Origin of the sequence: Bifidobacterium sp. ESL0682 (assembly GCF_029392815.1) — a bacterium.
Classification (GTDB): domain Bacteria; phylum Actinomycetota; class Actinomycetes; order Actinomycetales; family Bifidobacteriaceae; genus Bifidobacterium.
Map to the genome: position 1 here is coordinate 652978 of NZ_CP113942.1, position 16642 is coordinate 669619.

Genomic DNA, 16642 nt, shown 5'->3' on the forward strand with positions numbered 1-16642 from the left:
ATAACATTTATCAAGGTAGGGACTGGCTGTGATCGATAAAAGCCTATTCAGGTTCGACGGGGTACGGCAGCGCATGGGGCTGCTCGCGTTGCTTTCCCTGGTGCAGGCGTTGTGCATCGTCGGCCAGGCCCATGGCTTGGCGCGTGGACTCGTAGAGGTATGGAAACTCCACGCCGTTTCCACGCTGGTCGGTCCCGCTCTCGAATTCCTTGTTTTCTATGTGCTGCGTCACCTGTGCGATGTCGCCAAGCAACGCATTTCCAGCAAATACGGCAAGTACGTGGCCGGACAGATTCGCCCGCAACTGCAGGAGAAGATCTTCCGACTTGGCCCGCAGGCATTGGCCTCGCGTGGCACCGGCTCGACAGTGACGATGCTGATTGATGGCTTGGATCAGGTCAAAAGCTATATCGAGATTCTTCTGCCGAAGATGACCGACATGATGCTCATCTCCTTGGTTATTCTCGTGGCCGTGTGGTGGCAGGACTGGGTCAGTGGGCTGATTCTGATGCTGATGTACCCGCTGATTATCTTCTTCATGGTCATTTTGGGCCTTGCCGCCCGTGACCGTTCCAACAAGCAGTATGCGCAGTTCAATCTTCTTAATACCAAATTCGTCGACAGCATCCTTGGTCTGCCGACCTTGAAGATGCTCGGCGTCGACAAGGAATATGAAGGTGAGATCTACAGCGTGAGCGAACGCTTCCGCAAACACACCATCGATGTGCTCAAGGTTGCGATGACCTCGACTTTCGCTCTTGACTGGTTCACCACGCTCGGCATCGCCATCATGGCTGTATTCTTGGGGTTGCGCTTGGTCAACGGCACCATGCCGCTGTTCCCGGCCCTGTTCGCGCTGATTATGGCTCCCGATTACTTCCTGCCGGTGCGTCAGTTCGGCGACAACTACCACGCCACGCTCGACGGCAAGAACGCCCTGCACGACATCATGAGCTTTATCGACAGTCCCGAGACCCCGAAGGACAACGAAACCAAGTGGGACGGTTGGAAGGCCGACAGTGAGCTCAAGCTTGAGGATGTTGACTTCGCCTATCCTGCGGGCAGCAAGCCGCAAGGGGAAGATGACACGCAAGCCGCGGCAAGCCATAACGTCGCCATGAATGCTGTGGAACAGCAGCGTGAAGGTAAGGATGATAAGAAGTCCGAAAATGCCGGCAGCGAAGCCGTTGCGGAACAAACTGCAGCCCAGCCTGACGCATTGCATCATCTCTCGATGAACTTCAAAGGCTATGGCAAGATTGCGGTCATCGGCAAATCCGGCGCCGGCAAATCGACACTGATCAACTTGCTTGCCGGATTCAACATCCCGCACGCGGGTTCCATCGAACTTGACGGCCACAAACTCGACAATTTCAACGTCGCTGCTTGGCAACGCCATATCAGCTATATTCCGCAGACTCCATACATTTTCAGTGGTTCTATTGCCGACAACATCCGTTTCTACGTCAATGATGCGAACGAGCAGGACGTCAAGGCATCTGCCCACGAAGCCGGTCTCGACGAATGGCTCGCGGAGCTTGCCGACGGGCTTGACACACTGATAGGGGAGGGCAACCGCGGCATCAGCGGTGGGCAGGCGCAGCGTATCGCCCTTGCTCGCGTCCTGCTGGACAAGTCCCGCGAGGTACTGCTCTTCGACGAGCCGACTGCACATCTTGATATCGAAACCGAATACGACCTGAAGAAGACGCTGCTGCCGATCATGGAGAACCACCTGGTCATCCTGGCCACGCACCGTCTGCATTGGCTGGCAAACGTCAATCAAGTGCTGGTGCTCGACGAAGGCAACGTGGTTGAATCGGGCACACCCAAGGAACTGATCGGCGCGGGTGGTCCGCTCGACCACCTCATCGGCGAGATGGGAGGTAACCAGATTGACCAGTACCTCGACTGAATCACAAGGCAATCCGGATATGAACCCATCCAAGGCAACCATGAACGTGACTGATATGAATGGTAACGGCATCAATGACGCAACGGTCTTGGCCTCAGCCAGTACGAATGATGGCGACAGCGTGAAAACCTCGAACAGAGCAAAAGACATGAAAAGCAATGCAGGCAACGCTACAAACGAGAAGGATACTGTTGTCTCTTCGTCCTCGCTTTCGACGCAGAGCAAGCCGAAACTGCGCGATTACCTGAAAATCTGGGACAATGACCATTGGTTCTGGCCGTACTTGAAGGAGAACAAGCGTACCCTTGCCCTGATCTTCTTCCTGGGATCCATGACCTTCGTCTGCGCCGCGGCCCTCATGTTCACCGCAGGCTATCTCATCAACCGTTCGGCACGTATGCCCTACAACATCCTCTTGGTCTATGTGCCAATCGTCCTGACACGTGCCTTCGGCATTGGCCGGCCTGTGTTTAAATACGCCGAACAGCTCAAAAGCCACGACTGGGTGCTCCATGTCATTTCCAAGCTACGCGTGCAGCTGTATCGTACGCTTTCCAAGGACGCCGCCTTCCTCAACGAGCACGAGCGTACAGGCAGCGTATTGAGCTTGCTGGCGGACGATCTCGACCACCTCGAGAACTTCTACCTGCGCACCATTTTCCCGACCGTGGTGGCCTATATTCTCTGGATTGTCGTCACCATCGCCATGGGCGTCTTCTCCTGGGTTTCCTCGCTGCTGCTCTTCCTGATGCTCGCATTGGTGCTGATTCTTATCCCGCTGGTTTCGCTGAGCTTCTCAACCGGTCATTTCGCGCTGGAAAAGCAACAGCAGGCGCAGGAATACACCAAGGTCACCGAGAGCTACCTCGGCCTGAGCGATTGGGTCATCACCCACAAAGACAAGGATTTCGTCTCCATCGGCGCCGATGAATACCGGCGAATCCAGGAAAGTAAGGACCGTCAGAAGGCTTTCGAGCGCTGGCGCAACTTCGCCATCCAGATTGTTTTCGGTGTCATCGCCATCGGCCTGATGGTCGGCGCGGGATTGACTATGACCGGTTCGAAGTCCATCGCTGATTGGTCCGCTTCCATCGTGCTTGCCGTCTTCCCGCTGGTCGATTGCTTCATCAACGTGGCCCAGGCCGCCGCCGAAGTGCCGCTGTACAGCGATTCGCTTGCCCATCTGAACGATCTGACCAATCGCGTTGAGGCTCGTCAACACGAGCCTGTGGCCCAGCAAAAGCTCAACGGCCCGATAGAAGAGATCGACTTCGACCATGTCACCTTCGCCTACGGACCCGGCCAGCCGGTACTGCTTGATGATTTCACATTGCATATCAAGGCGGGCGAGAAGGTTGCACTGCTCGGCCCCAGCGGCGAAGGCAAGACGACCATCCTCCAGCTTCTGCTTGGTGATTTGACTCCGCAGAAGGGCACTATCGCCATCAACGGCATTCCCGTGGCAGCTCTGCAGGGCGAACGTGCCCGCATCTTCGGCTACCTGAATCAGCAGGCGTTCCTCTTCAATTCCACCATTGCCGAAAACGTGCGTTTGGGTGCGCCCGACGCCACCGATGAGGATGTGTGGGCAGCATTGAAGGCCGTGCAGCTCGATGATGCAATTCGCGCGCTTCCGGATGGCATCGCCACCTCCGTCGACGAAGCCGGCCAGCGTTTCTCCGGAGGCCAGCGTCAGCGCATCGCCTTGGCGCGCATCGTCCTTAAGGACACTCCGGTGATTCTTCTGGACGAGCCGACCATCGGCCTTGACCCGATCACCGAACGCGAGCTGATGTCGATGATCTTCTCTGCTGCCGGGAACCGCACGATGCTCTGGGTCACCCATCACCTGCAAGGTCTGGAACAGTCGGACAAGGTCATCTTCCTTGACAACGGCAAGATCGCCATGCAGGGCGCGCCGACAGAACTTTACCGCACCAACGAGCGCTTCCGTGAGCTCTATCGCCTCGACGTAGGAGAGCTGGAAACGGCGCGCTAAGAAGCATAACGGGAAACCGAAACGACGTAAGTAAACTGATGGGTGAGTGCTTGATTGAAGCATTCACCCATCAGTCTATTGTGAAGTATCAAAACCGCCGAGCAGACTCGTATTCCAGGAGTTCAGAGAGTAGCGGTGAATTTGTCGATAATATTGACCAGTACTTTGACCGTGTATGGATTAATCGTCGGGTACTCATCGCCGGTGATGACATTCTTTGCGGTTTCCAAATGTTGCAGGGCTTCTTGCTTGGCTGCATCGATGAAGTGCGGATTGGTCTTGAAATAATCAAGTACCTTGAGCGGGTCGTCGAGTTTGACGATATCGACGAACGAGCGGTCGGCCGCAATGGCCAAAATGACGGGCAGGGTGTAGATGCCGTCGCGAATGTCTTCCAACTTCGGCTTGCCGGTGTCGTGGGTCACATCAAAGTCCTCGACATCGTCCAAGATTTGGAATGCGATACCCAGATGTTCTCCGAAGTTCGCAGCCTGTTCAAGTGTTTCAGGGGAAGGGGAGTCGATGGTCAGTTTGACTCCGGTGATGGCGGCCAGACGGAACAGCGCCGCCGTTTTACCGGCAATGGCGCGCTCGTAGTATTCCTTGGTGACATCGATATCGTGTCGTGCGCTTTCCTGTAGCAGGTCGCCGGCGACGATTTCGTTGACCGTATGCGCCTGTTCGACGATGAAATCCTTGTCCGGGGCGATGGTGGCCATGATTTCCATGTAACGGGAGAGGATGAGATCGCCCAGATAAATGGCGGCCTTATTGCCGCGAGTGATTTGCACCGTAGGCTGATTGCGGCGTACGGAGGCGTTGTCGAGCACATCGTCATGGACCAGTGTGGCCAGATGAAGCATCTCGATGGCCGCCGCGCCGGTTATGATGAGGTTGGCGGCGGCTTTCGGCTTGTCAGGCTGCACGGCATAGGAAAACAGCAGCACCAGTGAGGCGCGAATCATCTTGCCATGGTTGTCGAGCAGGCGGCGGTAATCCTCGCGGTACGGGGTAACGTTGTCCTCTTCGTTATGCAACGTTTCAACCACGCGCTTCAAATCGTCGCGCAACAGGAATTCCTGTTGATTCGGCATACCTACCCGACCTCTCGGCAATAATTTTTAATGACTGTATGAACGTACCCAATATAGCATGACTGCAGATATTCACCAGGTTTCAATTTGTATCATTTGCCCAGTGTTTTGTAGGCTTGCGGGATGTTTAATATCAATCGTTATTGTTGATTCTTGTGACAGATATCACGCCGTCGATCTCGCTCAAGTCACTGATGAGCTCTTTGCTGTCCCGTCCGCGTATTTCAAGATCCGCCGAAACGACATGTCCACGGCTGCCTGGTTCCCCGTCGCCTGCACCTTTAGATTTGCGTGTCGAGAATCCCTCGACCGAAACGCCATGGGAAGAACAGACCGAAAGAATCGAACGGAGGATGCCGTGCCCATCGCGATATTTCAGACGCAATATGTCGTCATTGCTGAATTCGGGAGCAATCAGACGCGTGAGGAACGGCAGCAGGGTTACGGCAAGGAAATAGAGGGCGGTGCATGCCAGAGCAGGTACAAAGAGGCCGGCGCCGCAGGCCGAACCGATAGCCGCAGTCATCCAGATGGAGGCCGCCGTGGTAAGCCCGCGTACGTGCGAGCGTTGGGTGAAGACGACACCGGCGCCAATGAAGCCGATGCCGGAAACGATTTGTGCGGCAATACGGGAAGGGTCGACCCTTACGTTGGCCGCGAGCACGTCGATGAAGCCGTATTTGCCGATGATGACGAACAAGGCCGAGCCGACTCCGACCAGGGCGTGGGTTCGCGTGCCGGCATCCTTGTGCTTGACTTGTCGTTCGAAGCCGATGAACGTCGAAAGTACCAAGGCTTCGAACAGATAGAGCGTCTGCCAGCCCCACATCGCCAATTGCGTGTTCATGCTTGCTTACACCTTTTCCTGTTTCATTGCGTTCGCTGGCTTCAGCTTGTTCCGCTCTTTATGCCAGATGTGCTCGGCCGGGTTGATGTTCCTGTGGCTAAGGTATTTCTGATAGACGGGGTAGAAAGCGCGCAGCGCGGGGATACAGGGCATATAGCGTACGTTCCGTGTCGTGCTGGCGTGAGTGGTTGGGATGGGCGTCGAAAGTGTTCTGGAAACGTTGCATGTAACGTCGGAACGACGAGAACGACGTATCCATGCGGCGCGCGGAGACGCCGGTAATCATCTTCTCTGAATAGACGGTTTTCAGCCCCTGGTCGAGCAGGTGCAGGGAGATATCGATGTCCTCATGCATGACGTCCGGCTTGTCGCGGCACACATTGTCTTTGATTTTTTCCCAGGCGCTGTCGCGTATGGCCATGTTGGATCCGAACAGTAGCACCTTGTTGTTGTCCGCACGATAGGTGACCTGGCGCACTTTGTTGTCGCCTTCCAAGCCAATGTGCTTGGCGGGCATGTCGTAATAGACTGCCGGCCCCGTGGCGCCCATGGCCTGCGGGTCACGTTCGAAGATATTGGCGACGACCTCGACCCAGTCCGGTTTGAGCATGCAGTCCGCGTCGACACGGCCGTACACGTCGCCACAGGCGGCGGCGAAACCGAAATTGCGTGTGGGAATGAGTCCTTGTTCTTTATCCTGATGGATGAGTTTCACGCCGGAATCCGGGTTGTCGGCGATGAAACGCTCGACCAGTTGGGTGGTGTGATCAGTGGAGCGATTATCGACCACGATGATCTCGTAAGGCGCGACAGATTGGCAGACGGCATTCGCCAGGCAGCTGACGATGTGATCCTGCTCGTTGTACGCGGGAATGACGATTGAAACACGAACCATAATATATGAGGATATGCCTAGTTGCCTACACATAGGACGGGGTAGGATGAGAAGTTATGAAGGAACGTGGGCAGGAAGTTGACAGTGACGAGAGCCAGAAAATCGATTTTGCGTCGGTTTTCCCCAGAAGGGAGATTCCCGCAGACCGCCGGATTGGTGGGGGCGGGCGTTGCTCTATACGGCCATCATGGTGTTCGTCTGTATCTTCCTCTGGAGGTCATGGAGCAAGGTCGAGTTCGTCGTCCTTGACGTAGTCATCTCCGTCTTCATTGCTTTGGCCATGGAGCCATTGGTTGTTCGTCTGGTGAAGCATGGCTGGAAACGTGGCGTTGCTTCGGCCGTCTCACTTATCGGCCTTATCATCATTGTGCTGGCGTTGCTGGGTCTTTTCGGCAATATGTTTGTTCAGCAAATGATTTCGATGATCAAGGGAATTCCCGCTCTCTACGACCAGGCGCGCGATCTGGTCTCGCAGCATACCGGTTTCCAGATTCCCGAGATCTCGAACCTCGGTGGCGAGATTGCCAAGAACCTGCAGACTTCCTGGGTCACCGATTTCGCCGGACAGGCATTGAGTACGACAATGGGGCTGTTTAGCGCTCTGCTGAACTTGCTGACCATCGTCATGGTCACCTATTACGTTTCCGCCGCCGGTCCCAAGATGCGCAGAAGCCTATGCCAATGGCTCGGACCGGTCACCCAGCGTCGCTTCCTCCTCGCTTGGACGGTCGTGCAGGACCAGATTTCCGGTTTCCTGTTCTCGCGTACGATCCTTGCGGCGTTCAATGCCTTCTTCACCTCGATATTCCTGATGATCATCAAGGTGCCCAACTGGCTGCCTCTGGCTCTGTTCTGCGGCATCGTCTCGCAGTTTGTTCCTACGATCGGCACCTACATCGGCGGGGCTTTGCCGGTCATCTTCGCCTGGAGCTCGCGCGGTTTCCTCTATGCGTTGCGGTCGTCGTCTTCATCGTCATCTACCAGCAGATCGAGAATCTCATTATTTCGCCCAAGGTCTCGCAGCGAACCATGGATCTGAACCCTGCCATCGCCTTCCTGTCGGTATTGGTGCTGGGTGCGATGTTCGGCGCACTCGGCGCCTTCCTGGCTCTGCCGATCACCGCCAGCCTGCAGGCCATTTTCAAGGTGTACACCAAACGCTACGAGCTGGTCGAATCGCCGTTGATGAGCGATCCGGTACCAGTGAAGAAGTCCAAGGTTGTCGCCGGCGCCGAAGCCTTCAACGAACACGTCGTCCAGCCCGTGGCGCAGCACATGCCTCGTGCTGCGCAAGGCTCGAGCGCAAGGGTGCCCGTCGACGACGAGCTGCGCAACCTGCGTGACCAGGTCTATCCGGACAATGAGGAATCGAATGCCCGATCAACCGGTCATGACCTCGACGAATCCGAGACCATCGCCATTCCCAAAGGTGTGCTTTCCCGAGAGCAGACACAGCGCAAAGGGCTGAAAGGCAGTGAGTCCGATGATGACCTTGACACGCAGGAACTTCGGCAGGATAAGTCTCAGCAGAAAAACCTGCACGACGACGTGATGCCTTCCGATAGTGGCAAGGGCGGAGCGCAGGCTAGAGTAGTGAACGACAAACCGGCAGATGACAGATTGCCGGATAACGGAACAGCCGATAACGGGACCGATAACCCTAGAAAAAGGTGGCACTGATGGTATTACTGAACATCCTTGATGTCATCTTGTTCGTATTGGGAGCCATCAGTCTCGGTTATCAGGCGGTCTGCATCATCGCCTCGCTTTTCCATCACCACATCACTTTTCCCGACGTCCCGATGGACAAACGCTATGCCGTGCTGATTTCGGCGCGCAATGAGGAAACCGTCGTGCCGAACCTCATCAATTCCATACGGGCGCAGACCTATCCCGCGAGGCTCGTTGATATCTGGCTGGTGGCCGACAACTGCACCGATAACACGGCTGAGGTAGTCCGAGGCATGGGATGCCATGTCGTCGAGCGCCACAATCTGCAACAGGTCGGCAAGGGCTACGCATTGACCTATCTGCTCGACGCGATGATCAGCAAGGGCGTTGCCAACAATTATGACGCCTTCTTCGTCTTCGACGCCGACAATCGGCTCGACAAGCACTATATCGAGGAGATGAACAAGGCCTTCCAGTCCGGTTTCAGGATTCTGACCAGTTACCGCAATTCCACCAACCTTTCCGACAACTGGGTTTCCTCGGGTTCGGCGTTGTGGTTCATCCGAGAATCCCGATTCCTCAACAACTCGCGCATGCTTTTCGGCTCCAGCTGCCATGTCGGCGGTACGGGCTTCATGTTCTCTCGCGAGGTGATGCAGCGTAACAACGGCTGGAAGTTCCATCTGCTGACCGAAGATCTCGAATTCACGATGGACTCCGTCCTGCACGGTGATCGCATCGGCTACTGCGGCACGGCCATCCTCTACGATGAGCAGCCCGTCTCTTTCGGACAGAGCTGGAGGCAGAGGTTGCGCTGGAGCAAGGGCTTTTTGCAGGTGTTCCGTTACTACGGCCCGCAGCTGATCAAGCGTGCGATACAGGAGCGAGACTTCTCGGCCGTTGACTTCACTATGCTGATCTGCCCATTTATGCTTTTGGGTATATTGCGCGTGGTAGTGGGTGTTCTTTTTGCTGCCTTGGGCTTTGTCTCATGGACTATGCAGTTTGAATCACTGATTAGCGGGGTTGTGGGAGGCGTGCTTGGCTTGCTCGGCATGATGTTCCTTGCCGCACTCACCGTCTTCGCAGAACGCGACCAGATCGGCGCTTCCAACAAGGAACTGCTGGCCTACGTGCTGAGCTTCCCGATCTACATGGCCAGCTACATTCCGATTTCCTTCCAGGCCATTTTCTCGAAGGCCCAGTGGAAACCCATCGAGCACAAAGGCTAGGTTGGTTGTGTCGAGCATAGGGGAGCGGTGAGCACAGTGGGATCATCTCCTTCAAGTCATGGAGCACACGCGCGTAGGGTAAATCATGTCGCGCGCAATCGCGCATGGCGCATCGTCGTCTCCAGCGTATTGACCCTGCTTATGGCGATGGGCTATTTTGTGGCCGATATCAACGGAATCTTGCCGGGCCCGTTGACGATACTTCCTGCAGGAAAAACGGCATCTGTTCTATCTGGTTCGGTGCGTGCCGCCAAACCCATCGCGGATTCGGCTGATCTGGGCAAGCCGATTGATAAAAACGCGACGGAAGCGGTAATCAATGCCTTTGCCGCGACACCTGGCTTGGGTAATGATTTTTCGATTGCGATTGCCGACTCCGATGGCAAGATCGTTGATTCGCGCAATCCTGATATACCTCGCGAACCGGCTTCGACGATGAAGACCTTGACCGCACTGGCCTCATCCTCGGTACTCGACATGGGTTCGACGTTCCACACCGATGCCCTGCTCGACCCTATGCCTGCCAGTGCGGGCCATACCCAACAAGCAACGCTGACCCTCAAATCAGACGGGGATATGCTGCTTGGGGCGGGGGAGAGCGACCCCAACCATATCAACGGCAGGGCAGGACTCGCTACTCTTGCCGACGAAACCGTAGCGCAACTGAAAAAGCGAAATATCGGCCAGATTCATCTCAAATATGACGATACGCTTTTCGGCTCGGTGCGTTCCCCGGCCGCCATTGCCTCCAACAACGTGGGCAATACCAATTTCACCGGTATTGCCTCGATGGCTGTGGACGGGGGTCGACAGTGGAAAGGCGCGGAGCACAATCCCGATCTGTATAGCGCCTATCCGGAAATGTCCACCACGCCGGCGCACGATGCTGCTGCTGTGTTCGCCTCCTTGCTTTCGTCTCGGGGCATCGGGGTGGACGGTGACCCTGCAAACGAAAAGACACCGAACAACGCCGAACGCATCGCAACCGTCGCTTCCGCGACGTTGTCCGAGGTGATGGCCTTCACGCTGCGTCATTCCGACAATACGCTAATCGAGGAGTTCGGCAGGCTTCTGGCGCTGAAAACCAGCGGAGCCAACAGCCCGGAAGGCGCGACCCAGGCGGTCAGGACAGAGCTGGAAAAGCTCGGCGTCGAGACGACGAACCTTCATATGGCCGATTGCTCCGGGCTTTCCGAGGGATCGTCGCTGGAGATCAAAACCTTGGTCGAAGTGCAAAGTCATAACCTCAAGGCCGGCCCTGGGGCAGCAGCAGGAGAGGGATTGTCGGTGCCAGGTCTCGTCGGCACTGCCAAAAACCGCTTGGACGATTCAAGCGCGGCAGGCCTGCTGCGCGTCAAAACCGGTTCATTGGATCAGGTGACTTCGATGGCCGGCAACGTATCGCGCAAGAACGGTGGTGTGCTCGCCTTCGCCGTCATCGTCAACAAGCCGCAGGATTATTTCGCCGCCAGGAAAGCGGTCGATGCCTTTATTTCGGCGCTCGCGGGGCTATAAGGCGATGGCATATTCGGCGACCATGAAAAAGGCGATCGGCGACGTGCGTGCTGCGCTCGCTTCAGCGGGAATCGAACGTCAGGACGCTCGTTTTGCCCAACACGGTACGCATGTTCCTGACGACAGCGCTCCGACGGTTTTGGTGGCGTGTTCGGGCGGAAGAGATTCGATGGCGCTCGCCGCCGTCAGCCATGTTGTCTGCGGAATGTTGGGGCTCAATTGCGGCGCGGTCATCGTCGACCATCAGCTTCAGTCCGGTTCTCATCAGGTCGCCGAGGAAGCGGCAAAACGTTGCCAAAAGCTCGGCGTGGACCCTGTTTTCGTGCGTACAGTCAATGTCGATGACTCGAACGGACGTAGTACCGAAGATATGGCACGGCAGGCGCGATATGCGGCGATTATCGAAGCGGCGCACCATGTCGGCGATGCTGTGGTATTGCTGGCGCACACCAGCGACGATCAGGCCGAGACGGTGGTCATGGATCTGATGACCCGTTCTTCCGGCATTGATGCGCTCGCTGGTATGCCAGTCTCGTTCGTTCGTGATGGCATCCGCTTCGTTCGGCCGTTCCTTGGCCTTACCCGTGCCCAGACCACTGCGATCTGCCAGGAATTGGGGATACGTTGGTGGGACGACCCAACCAATGGCGACATGGTGCCGCAGGGGCAGCCGTTGCCGCAACACTACCCGCTGCGTTCCCGTGTGCGACACACTTTGATGCCCTATCTTTCATCGTTTTTGGTGGCAATGTTTCGGCACATCTGGCGCAAGGAGCACTCGTCGCCGGTGGTGATAAGGAATTCCTTGAGATTTCGACCGACGAATTGTATCGCGAATCCGTTTGTGTTTCCGAAGGGGCCGCAGCGGCTTTGCGGGTCCGGCCTTTGGCACAGGCGCATAGTGCGATTCGCCGTCGGGTGATTGCCCGGGTGCTTGCGCAATTGGACATATCCTTCACTGCCGGGCATGTGTTGTCCATCGAGGCATTGGTGACGGACTGGCACGGTCAGGGCGCCGTCGCACTTCCCAGCGAATATTCAGTAAATCGGCAGAAACACGTCATTCGCGTGTGTAAAAATAGGTCACATGGAAATCGCTGATGTACAGGACGAAATTGACCACGAATTGGTGTCGAAGGAGCAAATCGAACATAAGATCAAAACGGTGGCTGCGCAGGTAAGCAAGGATTATCAAGGCAAGGATCTGCTGCTGATCGCCGTGCTTAAGGGGGCCATGAATACGCTGGTGGCGTTTTCGCAGGCCTTGAGCATCAACGTCCAGATGGATTTCATGAGTCTGTCCAGCTACGGTGCAGGAACCGAAAGCAGCGGAGAAATCACCGTCCGGCAGGATCTTTCCTGTGACGTCAAGGGACGTAACATCCTGATCGTCGAAGACATCATCGATTCCGGACGCACACTGGACTGGCTCACCCACGAACTGAAAAGGCGTGGTGCGGCGAGCGTCGAGGTGTTTGCGCTGCTGGAGAAACCATCACGTCGCGAGGTCGAGGTGCCCTTGAAATACAAGGGTTACGAAGTGCCGGACGAATTTGTGGTAGGGTTCGGGCTCGACTATAACGAACATTTCCGCAATCTTGATTCCATCGCAGTTTTGAAGCCGTCAGTCTATGAAGGAGAAGCGGCATGAGCTATCCTCAGAATCCACGCAATCCGATGGGGCCGATGGGTGGCCCGAACGGATCGAACAACAATAACAACCCATTCAATCCTTTCAACCGCGGCAACAACGCCAATAACGGCAACGATGGCAACAACGGCCGCAACAACAACGGCGACCAGAACCCCAACGCCAAACGGCCCTTCTGGCAGTCTCCGGTGCTGTGGATTGCGGTACTCGTCCTGCTGGTGCTTGCCGGATTCCAGCTGTTCAGCTCTACCGGCACGCAGACCATCGACACCAAGAACGGCATGGAACTCATCCGGGAGGGTGACGCCAACCGTATCCAGATCATCGACAACAAGCAGATGGTCAAGATGAAGCTCGACAGCGACTTCACCAAAACCGATCCCAACACCAAGGCCAACCACAATTACGGCCGCGATGTCCAGTTCTACTACACGCTCGCCGAAGGGCCGGAAGTGCTCAAGGCAGTGCAGAAGGCCGATCCGAAGAACGGATGGACCTCGGACATGCAGTCCGATTCGGTATGGGGCTATCTGATTTCCACGTTGCTGCCGTTCGTCATTCTGCTGCTGCTGTGCTGGTGGCTGTTCAGCCGTATGAGCGGTGGCATGAACGGCATGCTCGGCATGGGCGGCAAGAAGGACAACGGTAAGCTGCTCGACGGGCAGACCCCGACCACCAAGTTCTCTGACGTGGCCGGCGAGGAAGCAGCCGTGGCCGAAGTCGAAGAGATCAAGGACTTCCTGAAGGATCCTTCGAAGTACAAGGCCCTTGGCGCCCGCATTCCGCGCGGCGTGCTGCTCTATGGCCCTCCTGGAACCGGTAAGACGCTGCTCGCACGAGCCGTTGCAGGTGAAGCGGGCGTGCCGTTCTACTCCATGGCTGGTTCCGACTTCGTCGAGATGTTTGTCGGCCTCGGTGCCTCGCGTGTTCGTGACCTCTTCGAAGAGGCCAAGAAGAACGCGCCGGCCATCATCTTCATCGATGAGATCGACGCCGTCGGCCGCAAGCGCGGCTCCGGCATGAGCGGCGGACACGATGAGCGTGAACAGACGCTGAACCAGTTGCTGGTCGAGATGGATGGTTTCGACAACGACACCAACCTCATCATCATTGCAGCCACCAACCGACCTGACGTTTTGGATGAGGCGTTGTTGCGTCCTGGTCGTTTCGACCGCCAGGTGGCTGTCGAAGCTCCGGATCTGGAAGGCCGCGAGGAAATCCTCAAGGTGCACGCCAAGGGCAAGCCGTTCGTGCCTGACGTTGACCTGCACACTGTGGCCGTGCGCACGCCCGGTTTCACCGGTGCCGACTTGGCCAACGTCCTGAACGAGGCTGCATTGCTCTGCGCTCGTGTGGGAGCCCAATTGATCGATAACCGCGCCATCGACGAGGCCATCGACCGCGTCCAGTCCGGCCCGAAGCGCCAGTCGCGCGGCATGGCCTTGGACGAGATGCGCAACACCGCTTATCACGAGGGTGGCCATGCGCTCGTTGCCGCTGCTTTGCACAACACCGATCCGGTGACCAAGGTGACGATTTTGCCGCGAGGCCGTGCCTTGGGCTATACCGCTGTGATGCCGACGCAGGACCGCTATTCGCAGTCTCGCAATGAACTCCTCGACCAGATGGCCTATGCCATGGGTGGTCGCACCGCCGAGGAAATCGTCTTCCACGACCCGACCACCGGTGCCTCCAACGACATCGAAAAGGCCACGCAGATCGCACGCAAGATGGTCATCGAATTCGGTCTGTCTTCCAAGTTGGGAGCCGTCAAGTGGGGCGATTCCGAACACGGTGAGGATTCCGCCAACAACTTCATCCATGACTATTCCGAGCGTACGCAGGATACCATCGATGAAGAGGTGCACGGCATGCTCGAGACCGCGCATACCGAGGCATGGCAGATCATCACCGAGAACCGCGATGTGCTCGATGAGCTGGTCCGTCAGCTGCTCGTCAAAGAAACCTTGAACGAGAAGGAGCTGAAGGTCATCTTCGCCAACTTGAAGAAGGCTCCAGAACGCAAGCTCTGGCTCTCTGATGCCAGCCGTCCGGATTCCGACATTCCGCCGGTGCCGATTCCTGAATCGCTGAAGCGTTCGGTCGGTATGAAGCCGGAAGAGTCCGAGTGAGCGATATGACGGATTCATTGATCGATGATTCGCAAGAGTCGAGGGGCGTGGCAGTTGATGGCACGCCCCTCGGCGTTCAAGCGCAGCTTTCGCTCTCGTTCGACGAGACGTTGAGCGAGGATGTTGCGGCCGGGGCTGATGTCTGGCAGCGCGTACTCCAAGCCGTTCAAAGCGGAAAGATTCATGCCGAGGTCAGGCTGAAGGTCGAGGACCAAGATGGCTTTGGATTTGGCAATGACGGAAGTGCGAACTCACGTAACGCTGATGGCGCTGGCTTGCAAAGTGCCGATGGCCAGGACGCGGGCGTTGAAGATCCGCATGGTCAAAAGTCAGGCAATAACAGTATAAGAAGTATTGCGTTTACTGACATTCCGGTAACCATTGGTACAAGCCACAATGCCAATGAGGATAGCACCGAAATATTGAGTGTAGACGGAAGCGCTGCTCCTACCAAGGCTTCGCTGGCTGGTGCGACAATTGCCGAGCAACAGCGTAGGGATGATGCCGATAAGAAGCGGGCCCAAGAGCAAGATAACTCGGATGATGTCTATGATGTGCCTCGACGTGCCATCATTGCGATGCGTAGCAAGACTGGAAACGCTGAGAAACGCTTCCGTTCTGCTATTGTTTCGCTAGATGCGGTGCCGGGCAACCAAGTTGAAGGCATTTCGCCTTTGTACCATGTCATGGGCATTGATGATAGCTCTGATGCCAGCGCCGCCGTCATTCAACTGACCACCAAGCTCAAGCCGCAGGCAGGCCATCGTCTCGTTGCTGGATTCCCTTTCGGTCTCGCACGAAGGTGCGGTCAAGTTGCGTCTGGTTGATGTCGAGGGCGAGAGGATAAGCACGGAAGACGGAATTCGACCTTCAACTGGCAACGTTGTTGCTCATGCCGTCGAAAATGCGGCAGAAGACATCGCCTATGCTATTGAACTGCCATTAAAAGAAGCGAAGAAACAAGCCGAAATCCTCGCGCCTTGGCTTGATATGGACCCTGATGCAAAGCTCGACGGTGATCCGGTCTCCTTCCTGCTGGCGATGGCACCCGATGTCGCACGTGTGGGCAAGGTCGATGACCGTTGGATACTGGGGGAGACGCAATGAGTGCACGACGGACCCCCTGGTGGTATTACGTTATTGCGGCCTTGATTGGTCTGGTGTTCGGTGCGATACTCTTCAAATCTGACGAGATGACCGGTCTTTCGCTGATCGGCGCCCCCTGGTTCGTCTCTTTTGTGTTGGTCTTGCTCGGTGTCGTCGTCTTGGCTCTGGCCCTGCAGGTGCACCAATATGCCACCACAGACCCGGCCAAGCGCAAAAGCTGGATTGACCCTACCAAAGCCGTGTACACGCTGGTGCTCTGCAAGGCGCTAGGTATAGCGGGAGCTGGTCTTGCTGGTTGGTATCTCGCCCAGTTGCTGCTGTGTCTGGCCCATTGGGGAGTCCCATATTATCAAAGTGTGATTATCCAATGCGCCGTGGCCACCGTCATCTGCTTTGCTGATATGGCGGTCGGTATCATCGGCGAATGGCTTTGTCAGCTGCCGCCGAGCAAAGGTGCCGAGAACCCGAAGATCAAGGCTGCCAAGCGCCGCGACCGCAAACGTAAACTTGCTGCCGGTTCGATGAGCAAAAGAAGTAAAGACTGAGTAAACGCGAAGATAAAACTAAACAAGTAATAATTCAGG

11 protein-coding genes and 3 pseudogenes are annotated in these 16642 nt (G+C 56.4%); 11 read left to right on the forward strand and 3 right to left on the reverse strand.

Translation table 11 applies throughout. From position 1 onward, the window contains the following. Positions 1-28: 28 nt before the first annotated feature. Positions 29-1915 (forward strand): ABC transporter ATP-binding protein/permease, encoded by a 1887-nt coding sequence (locus OZX57_RS02775; protein ID WP_277162618.1) that lies wholly within the window; start codon positions 29-31, stop codon positions 1913-1915. Positions 1916-1934: 19 nt separating this feature from the next. Continuing rightward, positions 1935-3914 carry a thiol reductant ABC exporter subunit CydC gene (gene cydC / locus OZX57_RS02780; RefSeq protein ID WP_277162619.1) on the forward strand — a complete coding sequence of 660 codons (1980 nt, stop codon included), beginning with the start codon at positions 1935-1937 and terminating at the stop codon, positions 3912-3914. 122 nt (positions 3915-4036) lie between these two features. Here cydC and OZX57_RS02785 read toward each other — a convergent pair whose 3' ends face one another. The 3 genes and pseudogenes from OZX57_RS02785 to OZX57_RS02795 all read right to left on the reverse strand — a co-directional run bounded on the left by OZX57_RS02785 (position 4037) and on the right by OZX57_RS02795 (position 6750). Next, complete coding sequence (locus OZX57_RS02785) at positions 4037-5008, reverse strand: polyprenyl synthetase family protein (RefSeq protein ID WP_277162620.1); 972 nt, start codon at positions 5006-5008, stop codon at positions 4037-4039. 133 nt (positions 5009-5141) lie between these two features. Further along, positions 5142-5855 (reverse strand): MgtC/SapB family protein, encoded by a 714-nt coding sequence (locus tag OZX57_RS02790; RefSeq protein WP_277162621.1) that lies wholly within the window; start codon positions 5853-5855, stop codon positions 5142-5144. Positions 5856-5861: 6 nt separating this feature from the next. Next, positions 5862-6750: pseudogene (locus tag OZX57_RS02795) on the reverse strand (glycosyltransferase family A protein). Between the two features lie 56 nt (positions 6751-6806). Here OZX57_RS02795 and OZX57_RS02800 point away from each other — a divergent pair. From OZX57_RS02800 to OZX57_RS02845, 9 genes and pseudogenes are all read left to right on the forward strand, one after another. Further along, positions 6807-8430: pseudogene (locus OZX57_RS02800) on the forward strand (AI-2E family transporter). Further along, positions 8430-9653, forward strand: coding sequence for a glycosyltransferase family 2 protein (locus OZX57_RS02805; protein ID WP_277162622.1), 1224 nt, complete (start codon positions 8430-8432; stop codon positions 9651-9653). Before OZX57_RS02800 ends, OZX57_RS02805 begins: the two are co-directional and overlap by 1 nt. A gap of 27 nt (positions 9654-9680) precedes the next feature. Beyond that, a complete protein-coding gene (locus OZX57_RS02810) occupies positions 9681-11168 on the forward strand; it encodes a D-alanyl-D-alanine carboxypeptidase (protein ID WP_277162623.1) in 1488 nt (495 codons plus the stop codon). 4 nt (positions 11169-11172) lie between these two features. After that, a pseudogene (gene tilS / locus OZX57_RS02815) lies at positions 11173-12269 on the forward strand (tRNA lysidine(34) synthetase TilS). Continuing rightward, positions 12256-12819 (forward strand): hypoxanthine phosphoribosyltransferase, encoded by a 564-nt coding sequence (gene hpt / locus OZX57_RS02825; RefSeq protein WP_277162625.1) that lies wholly within the window; start codon positions 12256-12258, stop codon positions 12817-12819. Before tilS ends, hpt begins: the two are co-directional and overlap by 14 nt. Continuing rightward, positions 12816-14951 carry an ATP-dependent zinc metalloprotease FtsH gene (gene ftsH / locus OZX57_RS02830; RefSeq protein ID WP_277162626.1) on the forward strand — a complete coding sequence of 712 codons (2136 nt, stop codon included), beginning with the start codon at positions 12816-12818 and terminating at the stop codon, positions 14949-14951. Before hpt ends, ftsH begins: the two co-directional genes overlap by 4 nt. After that, positions 14948-15778, forward strand: a complete 831-nt coding sequence (locus tag OZX57_RS02835) for a hypothetical protein (RefSeq protein ID WP_277162627.1) — start codon at positions 14948-14950, stop codon at positions 15776-15778. Before ftsH ends, OZX57_RS02835 begins: the two co-directional genes overlap by 4 nt. Continuing rightward, positions 15765-16058, forward strand: coding sequence for a hypothetical protein (locus OZX57_RS02840; RefSeq protein WP_277162628.1), 294 nt, complete (start codon positions 15765-15767; stop codon positions 16056-16058). The genes OZX57_RS02835 and OZX57_RS02840 overlap by 14 nt, the downstream gene beginning before the upstream one ends. Next, positions 16055-16603 (forward strand): DUF3180 domain-containing protein, encoded by a 549-nt coding sequence (locus OZX57_RS02845; protein WP_277162629.1) that lies wholly within the window; start codon positions 16055-16057, stop codon positions 16601-16603. Before OZX57_RS02840 ends, OZX57_RS02845 begins: the two co-directional genes overlap by 4 nt. Positions 16604-16642: the final 39 nt, after the last annotated feature.

Bases quoted from the DNA above. Each gene is read 5' to 3' on its own strand.
- OZX57_RS02785 (WP_277162620.1), bottom strand. From the start codon at position 5,008: ATGCCGAATCAACAGGAATTCCTGTTGCGCGACGATTTGAAGCGCGTG.
- hpt (WP_277162625.1), top strand. From the start codon at position 12,256: ATGGAAATCGCTGATGTACAGGACGAAATTGACCACGAATTGGTGTCG.
- OZX57_RS02805 (WP_277162622.1), top strand. From the start codon at position 8,430: ATGGTATTACTGAACATCCTTGATGTCATCTTGTTCGTATTGGGAGCC.
- cydC (WP_277162619.1), top strand. From the start codon at position 1,935: ATGAACCCATCCAAGGCAACCATGAACGTGACTGATATGAATGGTAAC.
- OZX57_RS02790 (WP_277162621.1), bottom strand. From the start codon at position 5,855: ATGAACACGCAATTGGCGATGTGGGGCTGGCAGACGCTCTATCTGTTC.
- ftsH (WP_277162626.1), top strand. From the start codon at position 12,816: ATGAGCTATCCTCAGAATCCACGCAATCCGATGGGGCCGATGGGTGGC.
- OZX57_RS02845 (WP_277162629.1), top strand. From the start codon at position 16,055: ATGAGTGCACGACGGACCCCCTGGTGGTATTACGTTATTGCGGCCTTG.